Genomic DNA, 26,112 nt, shown 5'->3' with positions numbered 1-26,112 from the left:
CACGCCACGAACGATTTCTTCGATATTGAGTTTCGAAACCCCGCTCACCACATTGAGCACGGTACCCACCGGTGGCGTAATCAGGCCGATGGCAGTGTTGATGAGAAACAGCACGCCGAAATAAACCGGATCGATACCCGCCTGGGTCACCGCTGGCATCAGCACCGGGGTGAGGATGAGGATGGTGGGCGTCATGTCCATGACCGTACCGACCATGATGATCAACAGCATGATCACCACCAGGAGCAAGGTCGGACTGTCCATGAACGGTTCGAGCACTGCCGCCAACTGGCCCGGCAAGTCGGCAATGGTCACCAGCCACGAGGACACCATGGCCGCCGCCACCAGGAGCATCACCACCGAGGTGGTCTTGGCCGAGGACAGGATCACTTCGTACAGCTGGCTGACTTTCATTTCCCGGTAGATGACCAAGGACACAAACAACGAATAGACCGCTGCCACCACCGCTGCTTCCGTCGGGGTGAAAATGCCGAACTTGAGACCCAGGATGATGATCAGCGGCAGGCCCATGGCCCAACTGCCCTCGACCAGGGCCCGCATCACTTCGGCCCGCGAGCGCTTGGGTGGTGTCTGCACATGCTCGCTGCGGGAGATGAACCACCAGGCGATGGCCAGGGCGACACCGAGCATCAGACCCGGCACGATCCCGGCCAAAAACAGCTTGGAAATCGATACCCCGGACGCCACGCCAAACACAATGAAGCCAATGCTCGGCGGAATGACCGGGGCAATGATGCCTCCGGCGGCAATCAAGCCGGCCGAACGCGCCCGGTTGTGCCCCGCCAGCACCATCATCGGCACCAGCAAGGCCGCCAGCGCCGCCGCGTCGGCCACCGCCGACCCCGAAAGCGATGCCAACAGGCAGGACGCGATGATCGCCACGTAACCCAGGCCGCCACGTTTGTGTCCCACCAGCGCCATGGCGATGTTGACGATGCGTTTGGACAGGCCGCCGGAGTTCATCACTTCGCCGGCCAGCATGAAGAACGGCACAGCCATCAACGGAAAACTGTCGGCACCGTTAAGCAGATTCTGGGCGATGATTTGTGCGTCAAACAGATCCAGATAAAACATCAACGCCACACTGACCACCAGCAAGGCAAAGGCAATGGGAATGCCCAACGCCATGCTGCCTATCAATGACCCGAGGAAAATAACCAGTGTCATGGGCGGGTACTCTTGATGGGGTTATGGGCGATCACTTCGGCGGCGTCGTTGTCCTTGACCATGACCATTTCGTCATCCCTGAGCTTGCCGAACAGCGCCAGGTAGAGCTCATAGACCAGGATGGCGGCGGCGCTGGCGCCGAACACCAGGCCGGCAGCGTAGAACACGGCCATCGACATACCCGAGGCTGGCGCGACCACATCCAGGTTGATGACCGCCTGCTGCCAGCTGCCGCTGAAGATCAGCCAGCAGATGTACAACATCATCAGGTGCCCGATGACCAGGCAGAGGCGCTTGCCGGCCGGAGGCAGGCGTTTGACCAGACTGTCGAGCCCCAGATGGGCACGGTCCTTGAGCGCTACCAAGGCGCCGAGAAAAATCATCCAGACGAAGAACCAGCGCGACAGTTCCTCCGAGACGCTGATGCCTGAGTTGAAGGCATAACGCAGCACCACATTGCCGAACACCAGCACGATCATTGCGACCATGCACAGCACAATCAGCAGTTTGAGCAGTTTGAAATACAGATCGACGACCTTTGTCATCTTGAAGACCTCCCGGACTTGTCGAGCGCCGGCATCCAGCAACCGGCGCGATAGGACCGCAACGATGGGCGGGAGCTATCGGGTCAGGACACAGCAGCTGAGCGTTGTTCCGGGACCGGAGCAACGAAGCGAGGGATAGGGGCTGAGCGCTTGCAGACGGGTACGCATGGGGGTTCCTCAATTTTTTATTATGGTCTTGGTCAAGCTGAGCAAGAGGTGTTGCGCCTAAAATGTACCAACCGGTTAGTTCGGTCAATCACCTTGGCGGGAGGCCCACACAAAGCGTGCGATTATCGGATAAGCGTGTGGGCCGGCTTATCCGGTATTTTTCCTGTTCGACACCGTGCCCGAGTGCGTTTTTTTATTTATCAACAGCCAACTTTATTTATGAACTAGCACTGCGCAAAACTGTTCAACTCCGCCGATCTGAAAATCCAATAATAAAATTGAACCTTATTTAATTTCTGCACTTCACCGGCAACCCGCCAACGCGATAATACTTCCAACCTCGACAACAAACAGGCGTCATTTCAATGACAAACATCCAGGCACCTTTATATAAAGCGGCGCCAGAAATAAGACCTCGATGGACTTGGCGTGATCAAGACGCCCTTTCCAGCACTCAATAAATCACAAAAAAACCTTATTATTCAAAATCTTAAACGATTTTTATTTCAGAATAAGAGCGCAACTTTCCACCCCCCCTCAACACTTCTTAATCAAAACAACAAAATACCTTTCAAATAAAACTTTGCGCCCGTGTTCTTTGGTGTTATTACTTCGCCGTTCCAAACTGCAATAGGCCATTACGCAACTTTCCGCGTGCGTAACGCGCCTGCCTGATATTGGATCCCACTTAATTCAACTTGCTTGTTTACTCAAACGCATGATCGCGCTTGGGCGAACGGCTGTGCAGCGCAGCAAACTGCGCGAGGAAGGGCGTCATCGCTACTCATCAGTCACGGATCAGGATTCTTTCGATCTTCGGTACCCGTCCGGAAGCCATCAAGATGGCACCTTTGGTCAAGGCCCTCGCCGCCGAACCGGGCATTGAGTCGCTGATCTGTGTCACCGGCCAGCATCAGAGCATGCTTGAGCAGGTGCTGGACCTGTTCGATCTCAAGGCCCATTTCACCCTCAACGTGATGACGCCGCACCAGACGCTCAACTCGCTGACGGCTGCGTTGTACGGCGCGATCGACCCGGTGCTGGAACAGACCCGGCCGGATCGGGTGCTGGTCCACGGCGACACCACCTCGGCCATGGTGGCTTCGATGGCCTCCTTTCATCGACGCATTCCCGTGGGCCATGTGGAAGCTGGGCTGCGCACCGGCGATATCTACAGCCCATGGCCGGAAGAAATGAACCGTCGTTGCATCGACCTCAGCGCCGACCTGCTGTTTGCCCCCACCGCACAATCTCGCGATAACCTGCTGGACGAACGTCTGCAGGGCCGCTGCCTGGTGACCGGCAATACCGTCATCGATGCGTTGCAGATGACCGCCCGGCGCATCGAGCAGGATGCACAACTGCGACAAACACTGGACCAACAGTTCCCGTTCCTGCAAACCGGACGCAAGCTGCTGCTGGTCACCGGCCACCGCCGGGAGAACTTTGGCGAAGGCTTCCTGGACATCTGCAAGGCCTTGCGTCACTTGGCCCAGCGTCCCGACATCCAGATCGTCTACCCGGTGCACCTCAATCCCAGCGTACTGGGCCCGGTGACGGAACAACTGGGTGACCTGCTCAACGTGCACCTGATCAAGCCCCTGGATTACCTGGCGTTCGTGCGCCTGATGCAACACGCCCACGTCATCCTCACGGACTCCGGTGGTGTGCAGGAAGAAGCGCCGTCCCTGGGCAAACCGGTGCTGGTGATGCGCGACGTCACCGAACGCCCCGAAGCCGTAGCTGCGGGCACGGTGCGTCTGGTCGGCACCTCCCCGGCCTCGATCATTGCCGGCGTGGACGCACTGTTCGACGACAAGGCCTTGTGGCGCCGCGCGTCTCAGGCAGCCAACCCCTATGGTGATGGCAAGGCCAGCCAGCGCATCGTCGATACCCTGATGGGGCGCCCGATGGACGAATTTCTCGTGGGCCAGTCGCAATTGCCCCAAGGCTGGGCTCACCCACCGATGTACGCGCCACGCCAGTTGCTCGCCTCCTAATCGCTGCTCCCCCTTATCAGAATCGAGATTTACCTGAATGAAGCCTTCCGTTGCCATCTCTACGGGTGCGCTCAGCGCCCTTGCCTGTGGCCTGAGCCTGCTTGCGCTCATGCCAACCTTTGCCTTGGCTGCCGATAGCCCGCTTACCCAGGCAATCCATCGGCTCAACGCCGATACCCGCCAGGAGCGCGAAGTCCGCTTGAGCGACCTGGGCATCAGTGCGCCGATCCTGCTGGGCGCCAGCGATTCCCGACGGGAACTGTATCTACCCGTGCCGGCCGGGGTTGCCCTCAATGAGGCGACCCTGCAACTGGACGCCAGCTATCTCAATGGCGAAGGGGGCCGCAACACCCTGCTGCTGTCGCTCGATGGCTATCCGGTGCGCGCCGAAGGACTCAGCGAACCTCAGGGCAGTGCCAGCGCCACACTGGGCGTCGACAAGGCTGCGCGCGACAACGGCCTGGTGCGGCTGGGCATTGCCTGGTCTTCGGTGGTCTCCCGGCCGTTGTGCGAAGACGACCGAGTCATCGGCAACGTGCTGCGCATCCAGCCCGACACACGCCTGAACTACAGCTACGACGCCAGCCAACTGCAGGATGTCGGTGCCGCCTGGACGGCATTGCCTGCTCAACCCGGGATCCTGGTTGCACCCGGTTCGTTGTCCGCCGACAGCTATGACGCGGCCTGGCGATTGGGCGTGGCCCTGGAGCGAATGGGCAAGCACAGCCGCATCCTGCCGTTCCCTGCCGTACAAGACAGTGTGGATTTGAGCGCTCTGCGCATCCCGGCCGAACTGTTGAGCCTCCCGGCCTTCGCCAGCCTCAACGCGAAGGGTCAGCACAGCCTGGCCAACCCGGCTGAGATCGGCGCGCTGCTGATGCTGGGGCAAACCCCGAATGTACAGGCCGATCTGGCCATCAACGACCCGCAATTGCTCCAGGCCATCAATCAGTCCCTGGATGCGTTGCAGAGTCAGGTCCAAAGCGTCGACCCAACGGCGGCCAGTGCATTGACCCAATGGCGCGCACAACACGTCAACGCAGCCACGGCAGGCGCCGGTCCAGACGATGTGCGCCTGGCGCTGCTGGGTACTCGCCCGGTCCTGATGATCGCCCCGCACGCCACCGGCAAAGCCCTGTCGCTGCTTGGTTCAGCGTGGAACAAACTGGCGCGCAGCCGTCAGTTGACCATCAGCCAAGCGCAAACGCCTTTGAGCAACGATGGCCGCGTGGCCCTGTCGCGACTGGGCGGCGCACCTGGCACCTATGACGTGGCCTCCCGATTCGACTGGAGCACTTCGTTCCCCTTGGGCAGCGTGGCGTATGACGGTCGCTTGCCGGTGACAGCCGTGGTGGACCTGTCCGCAGCACCGGGGGCTTCACACACCCCGCCCGTGGCCTCGCTGTTTTTTAACGATTTCCTGATCGGGGCCCAGCAGTTGACCACCGATGGTCAGTCACAACGCATCCAGGCCCATATCCCCAGCTATGCCCTGGGTTCAAAAAACGTATTGCGCGTCTCGTTCCAGCGCCAGCCTGTCAGCGATCGCTGCCTGGAAACACCCCAGGCCTTCCCGGTAGCGGTGCTGCCGAGCAGCCATATCGTGCTGGACAAAATTGCCTTGGGCGACGGTTTCTCCGGCATGGCCGCGCGCTTCGCCGTGGCGACCCAGATCCTCGTTCCCCAGGCATACCTCGACCGACCGGCCGCCAGTCTGGCCCGGGTGATCTCGGTGGCCGATGCCGCCGGTGTTTCACCGTTGCGCGCGCAGTTGAACGTCAGCTCCGATCCCAAAGCCGTGGTCAGCCCGGACAAAGCCTTCCTGGCGTTCGAGTTGCCGCTTGAGGACAGCAAGGAATCGGTCCTGGTCGATGAACAGGGACGTCTGCGCATCAACCATGAAGATCACTTGCTGCTGGATGTGCAGCCCCTCAACCAACTGGCTTCGCTACAAGTGGTGCAAGCCTCGGGACAGCATGGCCTGGTGTATCGGACCCTGGGCAGCCAAGCGCCCGACTTCGCCCAGCCGATTGTACTGACCCGTGGCGATGTGGCGATTCTCGGCGACAGCGGCGCGGTGACGATCATCGACAGCAAGGACCCCAGCGGCAGTCGGTTGCTCGGCCGTGAAGAACCCAAAGGGCTGGATGCCTGGCGTAAACCCTCGCTGCTCTGGCTGATCCCTGGCGCCATTGTGTTGTTCCTTCTCCTGTTGCTGGCTGGCCGTAGCGCCCGTCGCAATCGCCAGTAACGGTACCCTTCGATGACGTCGCTTTATTGGCCCTATTGGCTGGCCCACTACTACAACTACCTGGAAGCGGCGACCATCGACGAAGTCGAGCGGATGCGCCGGCGCTACAAGCAACTGCACCGCGTGGAAGTGCCCCATGCCGGACCGACCTGCAAGGCCGACTGTCTGAACTGGGTGATCCAGGCGATCTTCCTGCACGAGAAAACCCATGGCATGACCTTCGCCGGGGTGGTGTTGCACGACAGCGAAGACGTGCTGCATCCATTGGAATTGCGGCTGTTCAACTACCTGCTGCCGCGCAAGGACATGATCCAGTTGCCCGTGGTGTCGCTGGAGCGCAACTGGTACGAATGGGTGGCGGGCGTCTACATGGACGAGTTCGCCGAATGGCACGGCAAGGACCTGGTGGTGCGTGAAAGCATGACCGACACCGTGCCCTCGGCCGGCGTCGGCACCTGTTTCTCCCATCGCGCGTTGCGGGTACTGGCCGGCGAAACCGAAAACCAGCCGTTCAACACCGACAGCCTCACCGAGGACTACGACGTCGGCGCGCGGCTGGCCAAGGTCGGCATGAACGCCATCTTCGTGCGTTTCCCGGTGCAGTTTCGGGTGCTGCGCAAATCCTGGTTCCGCAAGCCCTACGAATCGACCCTGACGATGCCACTGTGCGTGCGCGAGTTCTTCCCGGACACCTTCCGCACGGCGTTCCGACAAAAGGCCCGCTGGACTCTGGGCATCGGCCTGCAAGGCTGGGAACAGATGGGCTGGAGCGGCTCGTTGGCCAACCGCTACCTGCTGTTTCGCGACCGCAAGGGCGTGGTGACGGCGTTCGTCAGCATCATCGCCTACGTGATTCTGGTGCAGCTGCTGGGCTTGATCATTCTGCGCAACAGCGGCTGGTGGGACGTCACCTTCCCAACGCCCTTTGAAACCAACGACCTGATCAAATACCTGCTGGTGGCCAATGGCATTGCCCTGCTCTGGCGGATCCTGCACCGTTGTTATTTCACCACCGTGCTGTACGGCTGGCAGCATGGCTTGCTGTCAATCCCGCGCATGCTGGTGGGTAACTTCGTCAACTTCATGGCCGCGTCCAGAGCCTGGCGGATGTTCCTGGTGGGCAAGGTGATGAATCGCAAACTGGTCTGGGACAAGACCATGCACGACTTCCCTTCCACCGACCTGGTGGCCATCGCGCCCCGCCGCCTGGGCAGCGTGTTGCTGTCCTGGCAGGCCATTACCGACACCCACCTGCAGAGTGCCCTGGACCAGCAACAATCACGCAACATGCCCCTGGGGCGCATTTTGCTCAACAACGGCTGGCTGGACGACGAAACCCTGGCCGAAGCCATCGCGTTCCAGAATGACCTGCCCCGGGTCTTCGACGTGTCGCAAAAAGCCGCCGCCTCGACCTCGTCACTGACCGGCGAGTTTGCCCTGCGCTGGCGGGTCATTCCCCTGGGCCGCAACGCTGACGGCTGCGAACAGATCGCCGTTGCCAACCCCCTGTCCGACGAAGGCCTGCAACAGATCGCCGCCGAACTGGGCAGCGAGCCGGTGCAACTGATTGCCAGGGAAAGTGAAATTCTCGCGCTGTTGCGCCAATTGCCGGAACGCAACGGCCACGCCGTACCGAATGCCAGTGCACCGCTACTGGGTGACTTGCTGATCGAAATGGGCCTGCTCGATCGCGATCAGTTCAGCCGCGCCATGTTGCAGTATCGACCGCAGCACCACGGTCGGATCGGCGATTACCTGGTCGACAGCGGTGTGCTGCCCCGGGCCACTATCGAACAGGTGGTGGCGCGTCAGCACAGCGTCTACCCCATGGAGCTTCCGGCATGAACCGCGCCCTTCTGACCCTCTTGGCCACGGGGCTGAGCCTGATACCGGCCGTGGCTGCTGCCGAAACCTTGCCATTGCCGTTGTCCGGCCCGGCCTACACCGCCGCCAACCAAGCCTACAGCGCCTACGAGCGCAAGGACTACGACCTGGCCATCGCCAAGGCGCGCGAGGCCCTGCGACTGCGCGCCGACGTGACGCGTCTGCACACCCTGATCGCCATGGCCGAACGTGACAAGAAACTGCGCGACCAGCCCCGGACCGCCGCTTCGTCCGCCGTGGCCGCGGCACCGGGTTTCATGGCCGCCACCCAAGGGTACAGGGCCTATGATCGCGAACGGTTCGGTCTGGCTGCGCAATCGGCTCGCGAGGCGATTGCCCAGGCTCCCCGTCGCCGGGAGTACCGGCTATTGCTGATCGACGCCTTGCAGCGCCAGCATCTTCTGGTCGAAGCCGACCAGGCTGTGGGCGAAGCGCTCAGGGTCTTCGCCAACGATGACGCGCTCCTGATGCGTCGAACGGCGATTCGTCGTCAACTGGCGGCGCCGCTGGCGGTCCAGGGCTACCGTGCCTTGCAGCAAGGCGATGCGGTGCTGGCCGTGGACAAGGCTCGCCAAGCCGTGGCTTGGGCTCCGGAAATCGCCGCCAACCAGCAATTGCTCAACAGCGCGCTGCTGACGGCCGAGGATCGCGACGCACCGATTCTCGAGTGCCAGGAAAGTACCTTCGGCCTGACGTGCGCCACCCGGCCGGATAATACCGAAGGACAGGCACCGGTCAGTGATTTGCAGCTGGCCTATGATTCAGTCCGGGCCGGTGACGACGAGGCGGCCCACGCCGCGTTCCGCAGGGCCGATGCCAGCACCCGGCTCGCCCCGGCAGCGGCTCAGGATGCAGCTTACAACGCCATGCGCGTTCATGAAGACGACGAAGCGGTGGCGTATTTCAAGCGCGTCATCGATGCCCAGGCAACCGCTGAGTCGCCCATGTCAGCACAACAGCTGTTCGATACCCGTCGTGCCGTGGGCGACATTTCACGCACCATGGGCTTGACCAGCACCACCAGCTATCGCGGCAACAGTTCCAGTGGCCTGAGCGCTGCTCCGGGCACCAGCAACAGCGGCAGCCAAAGCAATGATCAACTGCAGAACAGCACTGAGCTGTCCTGGCGGCCGCTGGGGTATCGCAATGCGCGTTTCGTCGAACTCTACGGGCGCGTCACCGACACCCTGTGGAGCAAGAACAGCGACTCGGACACCGGTGCGGATGCCTTGCAAGGGGCGCTGGGGGTACGGATCAAACCCTTCAGCTCCATCAACATCATGGCCGCCTTTGAACGCACCTTTCCCCTGGGCTCCTCGAACGTCGAGGGCGACTGGCTGGCGCGCCTGGGCTACGGTTCGAGTATCGGCACCGACCTGCGGGTCGATGCGCCCAGTTGGTGGACCTCGCAGCTGTACGCCGAAGTCGGTCGATACATCAACGACTCGCGCAATTATTTCAACAGCGAATGGCAAGTGGGACGCAGCTACGCCATCGGCGGTACCGGCTCGCGCTGGGTGACCTTCCCCCATGTCGTGGCGGCGGTGGACTACGATTCCAAGATGAAAAGCGGCGCCGACGGTGACTTCTCGTCCGGCAACGCCGGCGGGATCGGCGTGGGCAACAACGTACGCTACTGGTTCCGCGAAGACGCCTACAACGCCCCGCGCTCCTATGTGGATTTTTCCCTGCAGTACAGGGCCAGGGTATTTGGCGAGGAACGCGCCAAAGGCGTGTTCGCTCGCTTGACCTACTCCTATTGAGGCCGTTGATGTGATGTGCAATTGCAAGAAGACGCTCGCTTGAAAATCTTCGGCCATATCATCAGTCGCACGGCTGTGGCGGCGCTCTCGCTGGCCACGGCCCTCGGCGCAGGCACAGGGACGTATTACATGATGAACCAGGAGGTTGCACCGAACATCGTTGGCATCGTCTGGCAGCCAGACAACCAGACCGTGGGCATCAAAGGCAACTGGGAAAAGCTGGGGGTGCGCGAGCTGCTGGTGCAATGGACGGTGGTGGATGACCAGGCCTTCGTGCCCGGCACCGGCCTGCCCAGCGTGCCGCTGCTGCCTGACTGGGCGCGCATCGCCAAGGCGCCCTGGGCCCAGGATGTCATCCTCGGGCTGGCCGGCCATTTCAGTGAAAACCGCTCCAGGGACAACATCGAGCAACTGGCCACGGTGTCGGAGCGCATTGCGCAACTGCCGACGCCACTGCACGTGACTGGGTGGTACTTTCCGGCCGAGGTCGATCCCAGCTGGTCTCGCGCCAAGGAACTGCCCGCCTTGCTGGCCAAGCTGCCGCGCCCGTTGTGGATCAGCGTCTACGACGGCGCCAACATCGGCCCCGCCGCCACTGCCGACTGGCTCAAGCAATGGTTGCCGGACGATATTGGCGTGTTCTTCCAGGATGGCGTCGGCGTCTACGCCCGCACCGCCCCGGTGGCCCGGGACTACGCCGACACCCTGCGTGACCGGCTCGGGAAGGATCGCGTGCGGATCATCGTCGAAGCCTTCCGCCCCAAGTTCGGCGGCGGCTTTCGCTCGGCCACGGTTGCCGAACTCACACCCCAACTGGCCGCCTATGCCGGCTATCCGCTGTACCTGTTCGACGGCCCCCATTATCTGACGCCTGAGTTGGTGGAGCAGCTGGAGCAATCCTTGGCCAAGCCGTGATCATGGCTCGAGGCCTTCGTCCTGGCCTGGCCCCATAGATTTGTATCGCTGTGTATATGAACGGCGAGTTGATACGAAATCGCTGACTTCGAGCCTTGCCGACACACAACGTCGATACACCTTCGCGTTTAACTGTGATCACCGGACAGCAGCACACCCGTTGCCACCGGCCCACTCAATCAAGCGCAAGGAGAATCACCATGTTCACTTTCTCGAAAGTTTCGTCCCTGGCAATCGCTCTGACACTGATGGGCGGGCTCGGCCTGTCGAACATCGCTTCGGCCACGGCCATGAGTGCAGCGGCGAAGGGTCAGGCTGCACAGTTGGTGGTTGAAGGCGGCTCCGATCGTCTGAGCCAGCACCGCGTAGCCGAGGGTGGCTCCGATCGTCTGCTTCAGAACCGCGTGGCTGAAGGTGGCTCCGATCGTCTGCTTCAAAACCGCGTGGCTGAAGGTGGCGCTGATCGTCTTCAGGAACTGCGCGAACGCAACGCTTAAGAGTTGCCGATAGCCGTGCCGAGTTTGGATCGAAGTCTCAGCGCAATGGATTATTCGGGGTGAGGGAGCTTGCCCTCTCACCCCGAATGTTTGCCTGGCTCACGGCTTGATGTTCTTCAGCTCGTTGAGCAGCGCCAACAGTTGCTGCATCTTTTCTTCACCAAACTGTTCTTCGATGCGGCGATAGTTGCTTTCCATCCCCTCACTCATCGACACGAAGCACTGCTGCCCACGCTCGGTCAGCCCTACGAAAACCCGACGCTGATCCTGGCTCGACTTCTGCCGACGCACCAGCCCATCACGCTCCAGACGGCTGAGCACACCGGTCATGCTGGGTTTGAGGATGCAGGCCTGATGAGCGAGCTGGTGGCTCTCCAGCTCTCCTTGCTGATGCAGGATACGGATCACCCGCCATTGTTGTTCCGTAAGGTCATGCTGGTTCAGCGCCGGGCGGAAAAAAGCCATGGCCGCTTCGCGCGCTTGCAACAGGGTCAGTGTCAATGAAGGTCTGGGGTTGGCCATGTTCGGACTGTTTGGATGGACGAGCTGGCAGCTTAGTGTTGCGGACAAGCGGCTGCAAGAAACAACGCCGCGCACTGGACGGCTGCATGACGCCGGTGGCGAGTGCTCCACCAGCAACAACGCTCAACGCAACCCCGATTGCCGCTGGCGATACTCCCCTGGTGTGAGCCGGGCGTAGCGCTGGAAGAAACGACTGAAATACGCCGGGTCCTTGAACCCGAGCTGGTAGCAGATTTCATTGGCTGAACTGCCGGTAAACAACAGCAACCGCTTGGCCTCCTGCATCAGCCGTTCCATGATCAGCTGCTTGGAAGGCAGGTCGGCGATCCGTCGGCACACATCGTTGAGCCGCGCCTCGGTGACGCCGATGCCCTCGGCGTAGCGCGACAACGGCCAATGTTGCAGATAGTGAGCTTCGATCAGCTCATTGAAGCGGTGGAAAATCTTCAGGTCCTCATGCCGGGCCGGTCGTGCCTGCAGAGAATTGGAACACAGACGCAGCAGACTGATCATGATCAGCCGCGTCAAACCGTCCAGCGCCGCGCTGCGCCCCGGCCGCTCGGCACAGACCTCCTCGCTCAGCTCCTCGAACAGGTACTCCAGTCGCCGCACCTCCCCCGCCTGTTCCGGCCCCAACTGCGCCAACGCAACGCAGGCCGCAGGCATTTGCACACCCGCCGGCGCCAGGCTCGGATCAGCGTCGATCAACTGCCACACCAATTGCTGACGAACGGTCAACACATGCCCGTCACTGTCGGCTTCGGTCACAAAAGAATGGGGAATGGTGGGTGGCGTAAGGAAAAACATAGGCCCGGATTCGACGTATTGCTGGTCGTCCAGATACACCCGTACGGCGCCGCTTTTCACGTAGTGAACCTGAAAGAAACGGTCATGCCGATGCACCGGCATATTGCGACCGAAGAAACCCGCCAGGTTGGCAAGCCGATCGTAGTGAACCTCGGCATCGCTGTAACGCTGGTCGTACACCTGGCCAATGTTGATGTTGGGGATTGGCTGACGGTCAGTCATCACGCATTTCTCGTTTTTTATTCTGATTCAGGCAGCGGCTTGGATTCATCCTGCGCCGATTTCCCGAGGGCAACCAGTGTCCGGTGATTCTGCCACGCTTGACGATAGTTAACATCTTAATTATAACTGTTAATACATTAACAATATCTGCAGAGCCCTCATCTCTGCCGCTGCCAGGAGACAAGCATGAGCCGTGCCCTGCATGACGTCGCGACCGGCACCCTGTTTGGGGTTGCACTGAACTATCAGGGGCTGCTGAAACAGCGCCTCGCCGAGTTCGAGCAACCGCCTTACCAGAAGCCGCCGGTCAAACCGGTGTTGTTCATCAAGACACCCAACACCCGCAACCGGCACGACGCCGACGTGGTTCATCCAGGTCACGGCCAGCGGCTGCAACCGGGGCCCGCGCTTGGCGTGGTGATGGGCAAGTCGGCCAGCCGTGTCAGCGCCGCCGAAGCACTGGACTATGTGGCCGGCTATACCGTGGTCAATGAATTCAGCCTGCCGGAAGACAGCTATTACCGCCCCGCCGTCAAGGCCAAGTGCCGGGACGGCTTCTGTGCCATCGGGCCTGAACTGGTGCCCACGGCCAACGTTGCCGACCCCCATAGCCTGACAATCAGGCTGTACGTCAACGGCGAGGTGCGCCAGCACAACAACACGGCCAATTTCGTTCGCAACATTCCCCAATTGATCGCCGAGATCAGCGAGTTCATGACGTTGCATGCCGGCGACGTTCTGATCACTGGCACGCCCGAGGGCCGGGTTGATGTCGTGCCTGGCGATCGCGTCGAAGTGGAGATCAGCGGCCTGGGCCGCCTCGTCAATAGCGTTGTGGCCGAGCACACAGGAGCACGTTCATGAAACACGCGCGCATTGGTTTTGAAGGCCAGGTCCACACGGTCACCGTTGAAGCTCACAACGCCGTTCGCCTGGCCGACGGTAGGCTGCTGGCCGAGGATCAGGTCCAGTGGTTGCCGCCGGCCACCGGCAGCATGTTCGCCCTGGGCCTGAACTACGCCGATCACGCCGCCGAACTGGCGTTCAAGCCGCCAACCGAACCGTTGGCGTTCATCAAATCCCCGGGCACCTACACCGGCCACAACCAGATGACCTGGCGCCCCGACAACGTCGCCTACATGCACTACGAGTGCGAGCTGGTGGCGGTCATCGGCAAAGCCGCGCGCAACGTCAAGCGCGAGGACGCGCTGGGTTACCTGGCCGGTTACACCGTGTGCAACGACTATGCGATCCGCGACTACCTGGAAAACTACTACCGCCCCAACCTGCGGGTGAAAAACCGTGATGCCACCACACCTGTCGGCCCGTGGATGGTCGATGTGGCCGATGTACCGGACCCCGGCAACCTGAAGTTGCGCACCTGGATCAACGGCGAACTGCGCCAGGAAGGCTCGACCCGCGACATGATTTTCGACATCCCCTACCTGATCGAATACCTGTCCAGCTTCATGACCCTGCAACCCGGCGACATGATCGCCACCGGCACGCCCGAAGGCCTGGCGGACGTGGTGCCCGGTGATGAAGTAGTCGTGGAAGTGGAAGGCGTCGGCCGCCTGGTCAATCGAATTGTCAGCGAAGCCGAGTTCTTCGCATCCCGTAAAGAGGCGTGAGCAGCATGATCAAGCACTGGATCAACGGCCGTGAGGTCGAAAGCAAAGATGTGTTCGTCAACTACAACCCGGCCACCGGTGATGCCATTGGCGAAGTTGCCAGCGGCGGCGCCGAAGAAGTTGCCCAGGCCGTGGCCGCGGCCAAGGACGCTTTCCCGAAGTGGGCCAACACGCCGGCCAAGGAGCGCGCCCGACTGATGCGCAAGCTCGGTGAACTGATCGAGCAGAACGTGCCGAAACTGGCCGAACTGGAAACCCTCGACACTGGCTTGCCGATTCATCAGACCAAGAACGTGCTGATCCCGCGCGCCTCCCACAACTTCGACTTTTTCGCCGAAGTCTGCACGCGGATGGACGGCCACACCTATCCGGTCGACGACCAGATGCTTAACTACACCCTGTACCAACCGGTGGGTGTCTGTGCATTGGTCTCGCCCTGGAACGTGCCGTTCATGACTGCAACGTGGAAGACCGCGCCGTGCCTGTCGCTGGGCAACACCGCCGTGCTGAAAATGTCCGAGCTGTCGCCGCTGACCGCGAACGAGCTGGGGCGCCTGGCGGTGGAAGCCGGCATTCCCAACGGTGTGTTGAACGTGATCCAGGGTTATGGCGCCACGGCCGGCGACGCGTTGGTGCGTCATCCGGATGTGCGGGCGATTTCCTTCACAGGCGGCACCGCCACCGGCAAGAAGATCATGCAGACCGCCGGGCTGAAAAAGTATTCGATGGAACTGGGCGGCAAGTCGCCGGTACTGATTTTCGAAGACGCCGACCTTGAACGGGCCCTCGACGCAGCGCTGTTCACCATCTTCTCGCTCAATGGCGAACGTTGCACCGCCGGCAGCCGGATCTTCATCCAGGAAAGCGTCTACCCCCAGTTCGTGGCCGAGTTCGCCGCCCGGGCCAAACGCCTGATTGTCGGTGATCCGCAAGACCCGAAAACCCAGGTCGGCTCGATGATCACCCAGGCCCACTACGACAAGGTCACCGGCTACATCAAGATCGGCCTCGAAGAAGGCGCCACGCTCCTGGCCGGTGGCCTGGAGCGCCCGGCCAACCTACCGGCGCACTTGAGTCGCGGCCAGTTCATCCAGCCGACAGTGTTCGCCAACGTGGACAACAACATGCGCATCGCCCAGGAAGAAATCTTCGGCCCGGTGGTGTGCCTGATCCCGTTCAAGGACGAAGCACAAGCCTTGCAACTGGCCAACGAGACTGACTATGGGCTGGCCTCGTACATCTGGACCCAGGACATCGGCAAGGCCCATCGCCTGGCCCATGGCATCGAGGCCGGCATGGTGTTCATCAACAGCCAGAACGTGCGCGACCTGCGCCAGCCTTTCGGCGGCGTGAAGGGTTCCGGAACCGGCCGCGAAGGTGGACAGTACAGCTTTGAAGTCTTCGCCGAGATCAAGAACGTCTGCATCTCCATGGGCGGGCATCACATTCCGCGCTGGGGGGCATGATCACAGACAAATCGGGTGATTAACCTTGTGGCGAGGGGATTTATCCCCGCTGGGCTGCACAGCAGCCCTACACCCGACGACTCGGTGTGTCAGGCCTATTGAGGGGCCGCTCCGCGCCCCAGCGGGGATAAATCCCCTCGCCACAAATGCAGTGATCCACCCAGAGCATCAAGACCCGATTCACCCGTTATCCGAGATTCAACAAGAACAATTTTTCAGGAGAATCATCATGGGCGAAGTCGTCCTGGCTGCGAAAATCTGCCACGTTCCCTCGATGTACCTGTCGGAGCTGCCGGGCAAACACCACGGCTGCCGCGCAGCGGCCATTGCCGGCCATAAGGAAATCGGTCGCCGCGCCCGTGAACTGGGCGCCGACACCGCCGTGGTGTTTGACGTGCACTGGCTGGTCAACAGCGCCTACCACGTCAACAGTGGCACGCACTTCAAAGGCATCTACACCAGCAACGAGTTGCCGCACTTCATCAAGAACATGGAGTACGAATACTCCGGCGCTCCGGAACTGGGCGAATTGATCGCCGCCGAGGCCAATGCCGCCGACGTGCGCACCCTGGCCCACAACATCCCGAGCCTGGAGCTGGAATACGGCACGCTGGTGCCCATGCGCTACATGCACATGGATGTTCCGCAAGACCAGAAATTCGACGTGGTGTCGGTTGCCGCCTGGTGCGCCTGGCACCGTCTGCAAGACAGCTTCACCTTCGGTGCCGCCGTGCGCCGGGCCATCGAAAAAAGTGATCGCAAGGTGCTGGTGCTGGCTTCCGGCTCGCTGTCGCACCGCTTTTCCGATGATCGCAATGCCGAAGCCAACATCCACAACTGGACGCGCGAGTTCGACAAACAGGTCGACCTGCATGTCGTGGAGCTGTGGCGCCAGGGTCGCTGGAAAGAGTTCTGCGCCATGCTGCCCGATTACGCCGAGCACTGTTTCGGTGAGGGCAAGATGCATGACACCGCCATGCTTCTGGGGCTGCTCGGTGGGCCGGACTATGCCAAACCCGCCGAAATCATCACCGAACCTTTCGGCAGTTCCGGTACGGGCCAGATCAACGCCATTTTTCCAGTTTGAGCCACAGCGGCAGCCGACCACCCTCGACTTGCCGCTTGAAGCTTGCCACTCACAGCTGCCGACGCAGGAGGCCTCCATGCCCCACTTCATTGCCGAATACACCGACAACATCGAACAACAAGCCGATCTGCCCGGCCTGTTTGAAAAGGTTCACACCCTGCTGGGTGACAGCGGTGTGTTTCCCCTGGGTGGTATCCGCAGCCGTGGTGTGCGCCTGGATACCTGGCGCATGGCCGACGGCAAGCACGACTATGCCTTCGTCCACATGACCTTGAAGGTCGGCCATGGCCGTGACCTGGCTACCCGCCAGAAAGTGGCGCAAAAGCTCTTTGAAGTGATCACGGCGCACTTCGCCGAACTCCAGGCCCAGCGCTTGCTGGCGCTGTCGTTCGAGATGATCGAGCTGCACGAACAGCTCAACTTCAAGGCCAACAACGTTCACGCCTTCCTCAACACCCAGGCCCATTAAACCCGCCTGCCCGTTCGCCCTTCGGCCTCTCTGACAAAAAGTACAAAATCATGAGCACAGCCAATACCGCCGACACTGCCGGCACAATCGCCCACGACCGCACCCATGCCACCGTCACCTGGCGACTGATGCCATTGCTGTTGGTCTGCTACCTTTTCGCCCACCTGGACCGCATCAACATTGGCTTTGCCAAGATGCAGATGAGCGCCGACCTGCAGTTTAGCGACACGGTCTATGGCTTCGGCGCGGGCCTGTTCTTCATCGCCTACGCGCTGTTCGGCGTGCCAAGCAACATCGCCCTGGACCGGGTCGGCCCGCGCCGCTGGATCGCCACGCTGATGGTGGTCTGGGGGGCTTTGTCCACCGGCATGTTCCTGATCGAAAGCGCCGCCGGGTTCTACGTGTTGCGCTTTCTGCTGGGGGTGGCCGAAGCCGGGTTCTTCCCGGGCATTCTGGTCTTTCTCAACCGTTGGTACCCGGCACGACGCCGCGCCCAGGTGACCGCGCTGTTTGCCATTGCCGTGCCGATGGCCGGCGTGATTGGCGGGCCCTTGTCGGGCGGCATCCTTGAACACTTCCATGACTTCGGTGGCCTGCGCGGCTGGCAGTGGATGTTCGTCATCGAAGGGCTGCCGGTGATTCTGCTCGGCCTGGTGGTGCTCAAGTGCCTGCCGGACAGTTTCGAGACGGTCAACTGGCTGACACCGCAAGCCAAACAGCAACTGCGCGCGCAACTGAGCGTCGAAGAACAACGCAAATCCATCACCTCGTTCTCGGCGATTCTCAACAACCCGCAGGTCTGGTTGCTGGTGGCGGTGTATTTCGCCGTGATGCTGGCGGTGAACACCCTGGCTTTCTGGATGCCCACGTTGATTCACGGCGCCGGAATCGGCAGCGACGGTCAGGTTGGATTGCTCAGCGCCGTGCCGTATCTGGCCGGCTGCTTTTTCATGATCGGCTGCGGCCGTTCGTCAGACCGCCATCGCGAACGGCGCTGGCACCTCTGCGTACCGCTGCTGATGGCGGCGGCAGGCATTGCCATCGCCGGTCTCTCACCCACCAGCCCAACCCTGGTACTGGGTGGCCTGATCATCGCGGGTATGGGTGCCAGTGCAGCGTTGCCGATGTTCTGGCAACTGCCGCCGGCCTTCCTGTCCAACAGCACCCAGGCCGCCGGCATCGCACTGATCAGCTCCTTCGGCAGCATTGCCTCATTCCTGGCGCCCTATCTGATCGGCTGGATGCGCGACACCACCCAGAGCGCCAGCCTGGCCCTTTATGTGCTGGCGCTGCTCATCGCCGTGGGGGCCTGCTGGTGCTTCGCACCCAGGCCGCCATCGTCAACCCTCAATAAGAGATGCTCTTCATGCTCGATCAAAACCTCATCCAGCAGGCCGCCGCCCGCCTCGACCACGCAGAACGTTCGCGCGAACAGGTGCGGCAGTTTTCCCTCGACCATCCGTATATCACCCTGGACGACGCTTACGCCATCCAGCGCGCCTGGGTTGCGCAAAAGATCAAGGACGGCCGCAAGCTGGTCGGCCACAAGATCGGCCTGACCTCCCGGGCCATGCAGGTCTCGTCGAACATCACTGAGCCGGACTATGGTGCCCTGCTCGATGACATGTTCTTCGACGAGGGCACCGACATCCCGTTCGAGCGTTTCATCGTGCCCCGGGTAGAAGTGGAACTGGCGTTCATCCTCGGCAAGCCGTTGAAAGGCCCGAACGTGACGGTATTCGACGTGCTGGACGCCACCGAATGGGTGATCCCGGCACTGGAAATCATTGATGCCCGCATCCAGCAGATCGATCCACAAAGCAAGGCCACCCGCAAAGTCTTCGACACCATCTCAGACAATGCCGCCAACGCCGGCGTGGTCATGGGCGGGCGCGCGGTGCGCCCCACTGAAATCGACCTGCGCAAGGTGCCTGCGGTGCTCTACCGCAACGGCGTGATCGAGGAATCCGGCGTCTCGGCAGCGGTGCTCAATCACCCGGCCAAAGGCGTGGCCTGGCTGGCGAACAAACTGGCGGCCTACGACGTCACCCTGCAGCCGGGGCAAATCATTCTCGGCGGCTCCTTCACCCGTCCCGTGGCGGCCAACCCGGGGGATACCTTCCATGTCGACTACGACATGCTCGGTTCCATCGCTTGCCGTTTCGTCTGATCGGAGACTGACTCATGGACATGCCCATCAATACCTTCAAGCAACGGCTGCGCAGCGGTGAGGCGCAGATTGGCCTGTGGCTGGGCCTGGCCGACGCCTACTGTGCGGAACTGGCGGCCAACGCCGGCTTCGACTGGTTGCTGATCGACGGCGAACACGCGCCCAATGATGTGCGCGGGATGCTCGGCCAGCTCCAGGCCGTGGCCCCCTACCCCAGCCAACCGGTGATCCGCCCGGTGGTCGGCGACACCGCATTGATCAAGCAGGTGCTCGACATCGGTGTGCAAACCTTGCTGGTGCCGATGGTCGAAAGCGCCGGCCAGGCTCGCGAACTGGTGCGCGCCATTCATTACCCGCCTCAAGGCGTCCGAGGCGTCGGCAGTGCGCTGGCCCGTGCATCACGCTGGAACAGTATTGCCGGTTACCTCGATAAGGCCGACGAACAGATGTGCCTGCTGGTGCAGATCGAAAGCCGCGAGGGCCTGGCCAACCTGGATGCCATCGCCGCAGTGGAAGGTGTCGACGGGGTCTTCATTGGTCCGGCGGACCTGAGCGCGTCCATGGGTTTTCGTGGCAATCCCGGGCATCCGACCGTGCAAGCCGCCATCGAGGACGCCATCGCCCGCATCCGCCAGGCCGGCAAAGCGGCCGGGATTCTCAGCGCCGATGAAAAGCTCGCCCGGCGTTATATCGAGCTGGGCGCTGGGTTTGTCGCGGTGGGGGTGGATACAACCGTGTTGATGCGCGGTTTGCAAAGCCTTGCGGCGACGTTCAAAGACACACCAAAACCTGCGGCTAGCGGTGTGTACTGATAGCAACACAAACCTCTGTGGCGAGGGGGCCTGTGGGAGCAAAGCTTGCTCGCGAAACCGGCACCTCGGTTTCTGAGAGACCGCAGTGCCTTCATCGCGGGCAAGCCTTGCTCCCAGAGAAGTTAACCAACCCGGGATCTCAACGCCTGATCGCTTTCAGGTCATTGAGCAACTCCAGCAACGTCTGCAACTTCTGCTCCCCCAACTTGCCCTGCAAACGCTGGTAATTCTCTTCCATGCTCTGGCTCATCGAATCGAAGCTCGCCTGCCCCTGCGGCGCCAGGCGCACCAGCACCCGCCGCTGATCCTGTTCGGCCTTGCGCCGTTCCACCATGCCCGCCGCTTCCATGCGCGTCAGCACGCCGGTCATGCTCGGTTTGAGAATGCAGGCCAGTTCAGCCAGGCGATTGATCTCCAGTTCGTCGTGCTGGCTGAGGATACGGATGACTCGCCATTGCTGTTCGGTCAAACCGTGCTGGTTGAGGGAGGGACGGAAAAAACCCATGGCCGCTTCACGGGCCTGTAGAAGGGTGAGGGTCAAGGATTGGCGCGGTTTGGGCATAGGTGTGTTCGCGAGGAAATTTAGTTAATGAGTTAACTAAATCTTAACAGCTTCGGCGCCAAGTTACCTTGGGGCGAAGGGATTTCTCTCCTCGCCACAAGGCTGAGTGTCGCGCTTGAACCCCTGTAACAACTCAAGCGCCTTTGATGACGCCTTTGAGCACGGCCTTGAAATGCTCCACCTGTTGCTCGCTGAACTGGCCGAATACCTTGTCCTGCTGCTCCTTGGCAATTGCCCAGAGTCCTTCGGTTTCGTCCACGCCCTTGACGGTCAGACGCACTCGCTCGCCCTCATCGGTGACCAGGCCCTTGCGCTTGAGGTTAGCCACGGCCTCTTCGATCTCACGCGCCGGCATCGCCACTTCCCGTTGCAGGTCGCACAGGTTCAGCCCTGCATCGTTTTCCAGCACCATCAACATCCGTGCTTCGCTGGTGCGCAGCCCGGTGGACAGCTGGCGCGGCTGGTAACTGGCCTGATAGGCCCGCAGCGCCTGGGTCATCAGGTAATACAGGTTGTGGCTCAAACGGCCCTGGAAGTGACTGCTGGGGGACTGTCCCTCCTCCCGTTTGGTCATGCGGGTGTGGGGCAAGATCATCGAGTAGGCGCCCTGGTGATAGAGCAACGGTGAGCGGCCGTAATCATCAAACGCCACGACTTTACCGATCATGATCCAGTGATCACCGCCATCGACCTGTTGGAATTTTTCACAGTGAAAACGCGCCGAGCAATCGACAAACACCGGAGCACCTCCCTCCCCGGCCTCGAACTGGATCTCGGCGAACCGATCCTCCTTGGGCCGAGCGAAGTTGTTCGACAGGTCGATCTGATCGGCGGCCAGCACGTTCACCGCAAAATGGCTGGCGGCCTCGAACACACCGTGACTGCTGGAGCGCTTGTCGATGCTCCAGAGAATCAGCGGCGGATCCAGGGACACCGAGTTGAAACTGTTGGCCGTCACACCGACCTTGCGACCATCTTCGGCGGCCGCAGTGACCACGGTCACGCCAGTGGCAAAGTTACCCAGGGCCCGGCGAAACGCACGGGTGTCGAAAGCGCTATCGCACACATCAGACATACAAGACTCCCGGCCGCCTCAGTCGACGGCCTCAATTGTTTTTATATGAGCCAGGCTCAGCGAGCAGGCGGTCAAACCATGGTGGGGTCGGGCTCCAGGCCCATCAGTTCACGGCCCAGAATCTGCGCGCAGACGTCGTAGTCGGTGTAGGCGTGAGCACCGGTCAAATGGGCATCGCGGAACAGTCGTTGCAGTTCATTGGTCTCGAACCAGGCGCCACCCCCGGCTGCTTCCATCAGGCGATCCACTGCCTGAATGCACATTTTGGTGGCGTACCCCTGGTTGGTCCGCCAGAACGCCAGGGTTTCGCGGCTGGGGTATTGGTGGCGCTCACTGTGCTCGGCATGCTCTTGCCAGGTTTTCTCCAGAAACGCCCGGGCTGCCGCCACCTGATGAGTGGACTCGGCCAGGCGCATCAGCGCTGGAGTGGCGGCGCCGACCGCCGCGCCGGTGTAGGCGCGCACGCGGGTTCGGGTTTTCTCGCGAAAAACCTCCAGCATGCGTTCCGCCACACCCAGGCTCACGGTGGAGAAACCGCTGGCGAAATACGGGCGATACGGCGAGTAGAAAATCTTGCTGTCGGGGTACAGGCCAAACCCGGCGGATTTGCCTTCCATCATGTCCTTGGCTTTCTGAATCCGGTGTTCCGGCACAAACGCGTTGTCGATGATCAAGGTCTTGCTGCCACTGCCGCGCATGCCTACCGCGTACCAGTCATCGCGGATTTCATAATCGCTGCGAGGCAGCACCGCGAAGCAATAGTCCTGGGTTCCTTCGGCATTTTTGCGGCGAAATCCCACGATCGCCCACTCGGCATGGTCACAGCCGCTGCTCCAGCCCATTTCGCCGCTGAACATCACACCGCCCTCGACCTCCTCGGTGCGACCGAAAGGTGCAATGCTGCTACTGGCAGTCGCATCGGGATCGTCACCCCAGACTTCTTCCTGGGTTTTGGCCGGGAACATTGCCAATTGATGGCTGTGGGTGCACAACAGGCTCATGGCCCAGGCGGTGCTGGCGCAGGAGCCGGCCAGCAACGCGATGCAGTCGGCGAACTGCGGTAGCGATATTTCCATGCCGCCGTACTTTTTCGGCTGGAAAGCCCGGTGCATGCCGATACCTTTGAGCAAGGCTATATTTTCGACAGGAACGCTACGGTCCTTCTCTGCCTGGAAGGCATTGGCGGCAATGACCGGCAGGATAGGCTTGAGATCTTCGAGCAACGGATTTGGCTTTTTCATGGACGGGCTCTTTTATTATTGGCATCTGCCGATCCCGCCTTTGCCCGGCAACCCGGTGCTGCAGAAATGGCGGAATCAGTGATTAAGGCCCGTTCAGTATGGGTAATCCGGGGCAACTGAAAAATGCACCTTCCAGACCCAAGATTGTACTTTCCACGGTGCGACCTTCACTGCCATGGCGCGCTCGATCAAATCCGCCGGCACGGATGATCAAGACAGGCGCCAGCACCAGGGCTCTTAATAGGGCCATCGCGTGCAGTGTCTTGCGAAGGCGCTTGTCACGGCGTTTCTTTTCACTTTGTCAGGTTGCGTCATGATCAATATCGAAACGCCCACCTATTACACCGCTACCAAGAAATACAACCTCAGTTTCCCAACCCTGGAACAGGACGTGGAAGCCGACGTCGTGGTGATTGGCGGCGGTTTCTCCGGCATCAATACCGCGCTGGAACTCGCTGAAAAAGGCATTACCAATATCGTGGTGCTGGAGGCGCGTTACCTGGGGTTCGGCGGCACCGGGCGCAATGGCGGGCAGATCATGGCCGGCATCGGCCATGACCTGGAAAAAATCAAGAAGGATGTGGGAGAAGACGGGCTGCGGCAGGTCTTCGAGATCAGCGATCTGGGCGCGGACATCATCAAGGACCGCATCGCCAAGTACGACATCGATGCCGACTTCTGCCATGGCTACGGCTACATGGGCTTCAACGCTCGCCAGGAAAAAACCCTGCGGGCCTGGGAAAAAGACTTCAAGTCGATCAACAGCAAGCATGAGATCCGCTTTCTCGGCGGTTCCGACGTGCAGCAAATCATCGGGTCCAAGGCCTACAGCAGTGCATTGCTGCACATGGGCGGCGGGCACGTGCATTCGCTGAACCTGTTGCTGGGCGAAGCCAAGGCACTGGTCAGCCACGGCGTGCGGATTTTCGAGAACAGTCCGGCCCTGGAAGTCAGCTACGGCGAGCGCATCACCGTGCGCACCGGGCGTGGCTCGGTCAAGGCCAGCAAGCTGTTGTGGGCCTGCGACAGCTTCCTCAACAAACTGGAGCCGGAGCTGCATCGCTCGACCATCAATACCTATGCCTTCCAGATGATGACCGAGCCATTGTCGGAGGAGCTGATCCAGCGCATCAGCCCGATTCGCGGCGCCTACAGCGATATTCGCCCGGTGATCGACTACTACCGCGTCACCAATGAAAACCGCCTGCTGTTCGGTGCGGCGACGCCGTTGATAGAACACATCCCCCAGGACCTCAAGGCCTGGAATCGGCGCCTGATGCTGAAGATTTTCCCGTACCTCAAGGACGTGAAGATCGACCTGGCCTGGGGCGGCCCGATGGCGTGCAGCCCGAACCTGTTTCCGCAGATCGGCACCCTGCCCGGCCGCAACAATGCGTTTTTCGTCCAGGGCTATTCAGGCTTTGGCGTCACCCCCAGCCACATCATCTGCAAGGTGCTGGCCGAAGGCATGAGCGAAGGCTCGGCGCGCTACGACCTAGTCAGCTCCGTCAGGCGCCCGACCATCATCGGCAAGGACGCCATCCGTCCACTGCTGCTGACCGCCGGCAAGTCCTGGCACCAGCTCTCGGGTTACTGGAATGGCCGTCGCTGATGGCCTTGATGCCCGTCAGTTAAGCGAAACCCCTGTGGGAGCAAGCCCGCTCCCACAGATTCAGCGCCTTCACTGACCGGTACTAGACATACATACCCGCTGTTTTTTTCACTCATCAGGAGTCACTGCCATGCCCCTTATCAACCTCAAGAAAGACATCCAGCTGTCCGACCTGGACGCCTGGGGCACCGTCACCGATCTCGGTTCGCAGATTCTCGAAGGCGAAGTCAAAGCCTTCGGCAAAATGACCTTCGGCGCCCCCACCGATGCGGTCAGCAGCGCCTACTTCGGCACGACCAAGGGCAAGTTCCGAATGGTTTATCCGTTCGCCGAACAGGCCACCGTGGTCACTGGCGAAGTGGTGCTGACCGATGAAGCCAGCGGCCAGAGCACCCGCTACAAGGCCGGCGACAGCTGGTTCGTGACCAAAGGTACGCCGGTATTGTGGGAAGTGGTCAGCGAAAGTTTTGTCAAACACTACTTCGCGGTAGTCTGACCGGACCCGGCTGCCGGATTCACCGGCAGCCCTCTTGGCGAAGGTTGCGAGCATGTACGTCATCCCCTCCCAGGACATCGCCGGCCATTGCCTGCACGCGTTCACCCAGCTCGTTCCCGCCAGTCGAGCGGCCTTCTATTGCGTCGACCGACAGTTGCAAGCCCATGACTTCAGCCTGCATGGCATGAGCGGCGAGATGCATCGCGACTATCTGGACAACTATCGCCAGTTCGACCCGTTGCAGCCGCGCAACTACGTTTCCAGCGACCTGGCCGTGGTGCCTCTTGGCCTGGCCATGGCCCGCCAGCCAATCCGTGAAAGCCATCGCTACCGCCATTTTTTACAGCGCTACGACGTGGTGGATGTGGTGGAAGTCTTCGCCCATCGGGGCAGTCGGCCTCAAGCGGCTATTTCCTTGTTGCGCACCGCCGAGCAAGGCGTCTTCACCAGCGAGCAACTGACGCAGCTCGCAGCGCTGCAAGCGTTACTGCAACTGGCCGTCGCCAACCTGCCGCCGCAGGACGACTCGCTCAGTAGCCTGACCCCCAAGGAACGCCAGATAGCGTTGCTGCTGCGCCAGGGCGTCAGTAACAAAGAGTTGGCCCGAGAGCTGGACGTCGGCCTGCCCACGGTCAAGACGCATCTGATCAACCTGTTTCGCAAGACCGGCGTGAGCAATCGAACCGAGCTGGTCAGCAGCCTGTTCCTCTAAGCCATTGCCTGTGCCGG

Annotated in this window: 23 protein-coding genes and 1 pseudogene; 17 read left to right on the top strand and 7 right to left on the bottom strand. The window is 61.1% G+C overall.

Annotation, left to right across the window (positions count from 1 at the left end; genetic code table 11):
* Together GSM73_RS11160 and GSM73_RS11155 are read right to left on the bottom strand one after the other, a co-directional pair.
* A partial coding sequence (locus tag GSM73_RS11160; RefSeq protein WP_160892540.1) for a TRAP transporter large permease subunit occupies positions 1 to 1,188 on the bottom strand: 1,188 nt, incomplete at its 3' end.
* Entirely contained in the window at positions 1,185 to 1,733 is a 549-nt protein-coding gene (locus tag GSM73_RS11155; RefSeq protein ID WP_076385109.1) for a TRAP transporter small permease, read from the bottom strand. The genes GSM73_RS11160 and GSM73_RS11155, both read right to left, overlap by 4 nt.
* Positions 1,734 to 2,743: 1,010 nt before the next feature.
* Between GSM73_RS11155 and wecB the strand changes: the two genes are divergently transcribed.
* The 6 genes from wecB (at position 2,744) to GSM73_RS11125 (ending at position 11,211) form a co-directional block, all read left to right on the top strand.
* Positions 2,744 to 3,901, top strand: coding sequence for a non-hydrolyzing UDP-N-acetylglucosamine 2-epimerase (gene wecB, locus GSM73_RS11150; RefSeq protein ID WP_047229892.1), 1,158 nt, complete (start codon positions 2,744 to 2,746; stop codon positions 3,899 to 3,901).
* Between the two features lie 37 nt (positions 3,902 to 3,938).
* Positions 3,939 to 6,152: a hypothetical protein gene (locus GSM73_RS11145; protein WP_076385111.1), complete on the top strand. Its 2,214-nt coding sequence runs from the start codon at positions 3,939 to 3,941 to the stop codon at positions 6,150 to 6,152.
* A 12-nt stretch (positions 6,153 to 6,164) separates the two neighbouring features.
* Positions 6,165 to 7,997, top strand: a complete 1,833-nt coding sequence (locus GSM73_RS11140) for a glycosyl transferase family protein (protein ID WP_160892538.1) — start codon at positions 6,165 to 6,167, stop codon at positions 7,995 to 7,997.
* Positions 7,994 to 9,799 carry a bacteriophage N4 adsorption protein A gene (locus GSM73_RS11135; RefSeq protein ID WP_160892536.1) on the top strand — a complete coding sequence of 602 codons (1,806 nt, stop codon included), beginning with the start codon at positions 7,994 to 7,996 and terminating at the stop codon, positions 9,797 to 9,799. Before GSM73_RS11140 ends, GSM73_RS11135 begins: the two co-directional genes overlap by 4 nt.
* Positions 9,800 to 9,838: 39 nt before the next feature.
* Positions 9,839 to 10,714 (top strand): hypothetical protein, encoded by an 876-nt coding sequence (locus GSM73_RS11130; protein WP_076386684.1) that lies wholly within the window; start codon positions 9,839 to 9,841, stop codon positions 10,712 to 10,714.
* 200 nt (positions 10,715 to 10,914) lie between these two features.
* Positions 10,915 to 11,211, top strand: coding sequence for a phage infection protein (locus GSM73_RS11125; protein WP_160892534.1), 297 nt, complete (start codon positions 10,915 to 10,917; stop codon positions 11,209 to 11,211).
* 99 nt (positions 11,212 to 11,310) lie between these two features.
* Here the strand turns inward: GSM73_RS11125 and hpaR (GSM73_RS11120) are convergent, their stop codons facing one another.
* Entirely contained in the window at positions 11,311 to 11,733 is a 423-nt protein-coding gene (gene hpaR / locus GSM73_RS11120; RefSeq protein ID WP_003201625.1) for a homoprotocatechuate degradation operon regulator HpaR, read from the bottom strand.
* 123 nt (positions 11,734 to 11,856) lie between these two features.
* A complete protein-coding gene (hpaA, locus tag GSM73_RS11115) occupies positions 11,857 to 12,762 on the bottom strand; it encodes a 4-hydroxyphenylacetate catabolism regulatory protein HpaA (RefSeq protein WP_076385117.1) in 906 nt (301 codons plus the stop codon).
* Positions 12,763 to 12,948: 186 nt separating this feature from the next.
* On the opposite strand from hpaA, the gene GSM73_RS11110 reads away from it, so the two are divergent.
* The 8 genes and pseudogenes from GSM73_RS11110 (at position 12,949) to hpaI (ending at position 20,397) form a co-directional block, all read left to right on the top strand.
* Positions 12,949 to 13,626 carry a fumarylacetoacetate hydrolase family protein gene (locus GSM73_RS11110; RefSeq protein ID WP_047229900.1) on the top strand — a complete coding sequence of 226 codons (678 nt, stop codon included), beginning with the start codon at positions 12,949 to 12,951 and terminating at the stop codon, positions 13,624 to 13,626.
* Complete coding sequence (locus GSM73_RS11105; RefSeq protein ID WP_107321715.1) at positions 13,623 to 14,393, top strand: fumarylacetoacetate hydrolase family protein; 771 nt, start codon at positions 13,623 to 13,625, stop codon at positions 14,391 to 14,393. Before GSM73_RS11110 ends, GSM73_RS11105 begins: the two co-directional genes overlap by 4 nt.
* 5 nt (positions 14,394 to 14,398) lie before the next feature.
* Positions 14,399 to 15,859, top strand: a complete 1,461-nt coding sequence (hpaE, locus tag GSM73_RS11100; protein WP_076385121.1) for a 5-carboxymethyl-2-hydroxymuconate semialdehyde dehydrogenase — start codon at positions 14,399 to 14,401, stop codon at positions 15,857 to 15,859.
* A gap of 229 nt (positions 15,860 to 16,088) precedes the next feature.
* The gene (gene hpaD / locus GSM73_RS11095) at positions 16,089 to 16,946 is read left to right on the top strand and encodes a 3,4-dihydroxyphenylacetate 2,3-dioxygenase (protein WP_076385123.1); all 858 of its coding nucleotides are present in this window, start codon (positions 16,089 to 16,091) and stop codon (positions 16,944 to 16,946) included.
* A gap of 76 nt (positions 16,947 to 17,022) precedes the next feature.
* Positions 17,023 to 17,415 (top strand): 5-carboxymethyl-2-hydroxymuconate Delta-isomerase, encoded by a 393-nt coding sequence (locus GSM73_RS11090; protein ID WP_160892532.1) that lies wholly within the window; start codon positions 17,023 to 17,025, stop codon positions 17,413 to 17,415.
* A gap of 50 nt (positions 17,416 to 17,465) precedes the next feature.
* Positions 17,466 to 18,769, top strand: a pseudogene (locus GSM73_RS11085) (MFS transporter).
* A 12-nt stretch (positions 18,770 to 18,781) separates the two neighbouring features.
* Positions 18,782 to 19,585 carry a 2-oxo-hept-4-ene-1,7-dioate hydratase gene (hpaH, locus tag GSM73_RS11080; RefSeq protein ID WP_076385125.1) on the top strand — a complete coding sequence of 268 codons (804 nt, stop codon included), beginning with the start codon at positions 18,782 to 18,784 and terminating at the stop codon, positions 19,583 to 19,585.
* Between the two features lie 14 nt (positions 19,586 to 19,599).
* The gene (hpaI, locus tag GSM73_RS11075; protein WP_076385127.1) at positions 19,600 to 20,397 is read left to right on the top strand and encodes a 4-hydroxy-2-oxoheptanedioate aldolase; all 798 of its coding nucleotides are present in this window, start codon (positions 19,600 to 19,602) and stop codon (positions 20,395 to 20,397) included.
* Positions 20,398 to 20,536: 139 nt separating this feature from the next.
* On the opposite strand, the gene hpaR (GSM73_RS11070) is transcribed toward hpaI, so the two are convergent.
* The 3 genes from hpaR (GSM73_RS11070) to GSM73_RS11060 all read right to left on the bottom strand — a co-directional run bounded on the left by hpaR (GSM73_RS11070) (position 20,537) and on the right by GSM73_RS11060 (position 23,275).
* Positions 20,537 to 20,959, bottom strand: a complete 423-nt coding sequence (gene hpaR / locus GSM73_RS11070) for a homoprotocatechuate degradation operon regulator HpaR (RefSeq protein WP_047229908.1) — start codon at positions 20,957 to 20,959, stop codon at positions 20,537 to 20,539.
* Between the two features lie 133 nt (positions 20,960 to 21,092).
* Positions 21,093 to 22,034, bottom strand: coding sequence for a p-hydroxyphenylacetate 3-hydroxylase reductase component (locus tag GSM73_RS11065; protein WP_047229909.1), 942 nt, complete (start codon positions 22,032 to 22,034; stop codon positions 21,093 to 21,095).
* 71 nt (positions 22,035 to 22,105) lie between these two features.
* Positions 22,106 to 23,275 (bottom strand): p-hydroxyphenylacetate 3-hydroxylase oxygenase component, encoded by a 1,170-nt coding sequence (locus GSM73_RS11060; RefSeq protein WP_047229910.1) that lies wholly within the window; start codon positions 23,273 to 23,275, stop codon positions 22,106 to 22,108.
* 313 nt (positions 23,276 to 23,588) lie between these two features.
* Here GSM73_RS11060 and GSM73_RS11055 point away from each other — a divergent pair, with 313 nt between their 5' ends.
* The 3 genes from GSM73_RS11055 (at position 23,589) to GSM73_RS11045 (ending at position 26,095) form a co-directional block, all read left to right on the top strand.
* Positions 23,589 to 24,887, top strand: a complete 1,299-nt coding sequence (locus GSM73_RS11055; RefSeq protein ID WP_160892530.1) for an FAD-binding oxidoreductase — start codon at positions 23,589 to 23,591, stop codon at positions 24,885 to 24,887.
* Between the two features lie 130 nt (positions 24,888 to 25,017).
* The gene (locus GSM73_RS11050; RefSeq protein ID WP_160892528.1) at positions 25,018 to 25,383 is read left to right on the top strand and encodes a cupin domain-containing protein; all 366 of its coding nucleotides are present in this window, start codon (positions 25,018 to 25,020) and stop codon (positions 25,381 to 25,383) included.
* A gap of 52 nt (positions 25,384 to 25,435) precedes the next feature.
* Positions 25,436 to 26,095: a helix-turn-helix transcriptional regulator gene (locus GSM73_RS11045; protein ID WP_160892526.1), complete on the top strand. Its 660-nt coding sequence runs from the start codon at positions 25,436 to 25,438 to the stop codon at positions 26,093 to 26,095.
* The last annotated feature ends 17 nt before the right edge of the window (positions 26,096 to 26,112 follow it).

The organism is Pseudomonas sp. PICF6, from assembly GCF_009831705.1.
Taxonomy (GTDB): domain Bacteria; phylum Pseudomonadota; class Gammaproteobacteria; order Pseudomonadales; family Pseudomonadaceae; genus Aquipseudomonas; species Aquipseudomonas rhizophila.
The sequence above is the reverse complement of the archived record's forward strand: the minus strand, read 5'-3'. Positions and strand labels throughout refer to the sequence as shown.

Excerpts from the sequence above, each read along its gene's own strand:
- GSM73_RS11155 (WP_076385109.1), bottom strand. The coding sequence starts at position 1,733 with ATGACAAAGGTCGTCGATCTGTATTTCAAACTGCTCAAACTGCTGATT.
- wecB (WP_047229892.1), top strand. The coding sequence starts at position 2,744 with ATGGCACCTTTGGTCAAGGCCCTCGCCGCCGAACCGGGCATTGAGTCG.
- GSM73_RS11145 (WP_076385111.1), top strand. The coding sequence starts at position 3,939 with ATGAAGCCTTCCGTTGCCATCTCTACGGGTGCGCTCAGCGCCCTTGCC.
- GSM73_RS11140 (WP_160892538.1), top strand. The coding sequence starts at position 6,165 with ATGACGTCGCTTTATTGGCCCTATTGGCTGGCCCACTACTACAACTAC.
- GSM73_RS11135 (WP_160892536.1), top strand. The coding sequence starts at position 7,994 with ATGAACCGCGCCCTTCTGACCCTCTTGGCCACGGGGCTGAGCCTGATA.
- GSM73_RS11125 (WP_160892534.1), top strand. The coding sequence starts at position 10,915 with ATGTTCACTTTCTCGAAAGTTTCGTCCCTGGCAATCGCTCTGACACTG.
- hpaR (WP_003201625.1), bottom strand. The coding sequence starts at position 11,733 with ATGGCCAACCCCAGACCTTCATTGACACTGACCCTGTTGCAAGCGCGC.
- hpaA (WP_076385117.1), bottom strand. The coding sequence starts at position 12,762 with ATGACTGACCGTCAGCCAATCCCCAACATCAACATTGGCCAGGTGTAC.
- GSM73_RS11110 (WP_047229900.1), top strand. The coding sequence starts at position 12,949 with ATGAGCCGTGCCCTGCATGACGTCGCGACCGGCACCCTGTTTGGGGTT.
- GSM73_RS11105 (WP_107321715.1), top strand. The coding sequence starts at position 13,623 with ATGAAACACGCGCGCATTGGTTTTGAAGGCCAGGTCCACACGGTCACC.
- hpaE (WP_076385121.1), top strand. The coding sequence starts at position 14,399 with ATGATCAAGCACTGGATCAACGGCCGTGAGGTCGAAAGCAAAGATGTG.
- hpaD (WP_076385123.1), top strand. The coding sequence starts at position 16,089 with ATGGGCGAAGTCGTCCTGGCTGCGAAAATCTGCCACGTTCCCTCGATG.
- GSM73_RS11090 (WP_160892532.1), top strand. The coding sequence starts at position 17,023 with ATGCCCCACTTCATTGCCGAATACACCGACAACATCGAACAACAAGCC.
- hpaH (WP_076385125.1), top strand. The coding sequence starts at position 18,782 with ATGCTCGATCAAAACCTCATCCAGCAGGCCGCCGCCCGCCTCGACCAC.
- hpaI (WP_076385127.1), top strand. The coding sequence starts at position 19,600 with ATGGACATGCCCATCAATACCTTCAAGCAACGGCTGCGCAGCGGTGAG.
- hpaR (WP_047229908.1), bottom strand. The coding sequence starts at position 20,959 with ATGCCCAAACCGCGCCAATCCTTGACCCTCACCCTTCTACAGGCCCGT.
- GSM73_RS11065 (WP_047229909.1), bottom strand. The coding sequence starts at position 22,034 with ATGTCTGATGTGTGCGATAGCGCTTTCGACACCCGTGCGTTTCGCCGG.
- GSM73_RS11060 (WP_047229910.1), bottom strand. The coding sequence starts at position 23,275 with ATGAAAAAGCCAAATCCGTTGCTCGAAGATCTCAAGCCTATCCTGCCG.
- GSM73_RS11055 (WP_160892530.1), top strand. The coding sequence starts at position 23,589 with ATGATCAATATCGAAACGCCCACCTATTACACCGCTACCAAGAAATAC.
- GSM73_RS11050 (WP_160892528.1), top strand. The coding sequence starts at position 25,018 with ATGCCCCTTATCAACCTCAAGAAAGACATCCAGCTGTCCGACCTGGAC.
- GSM73_RS11045 (WP_160892526.1), top strand. The coding sequence starts at position 25,436 with ATGTACGTCATCCCCTCCCAGGACATCGCCGGCCATTGCCTGCACGCG.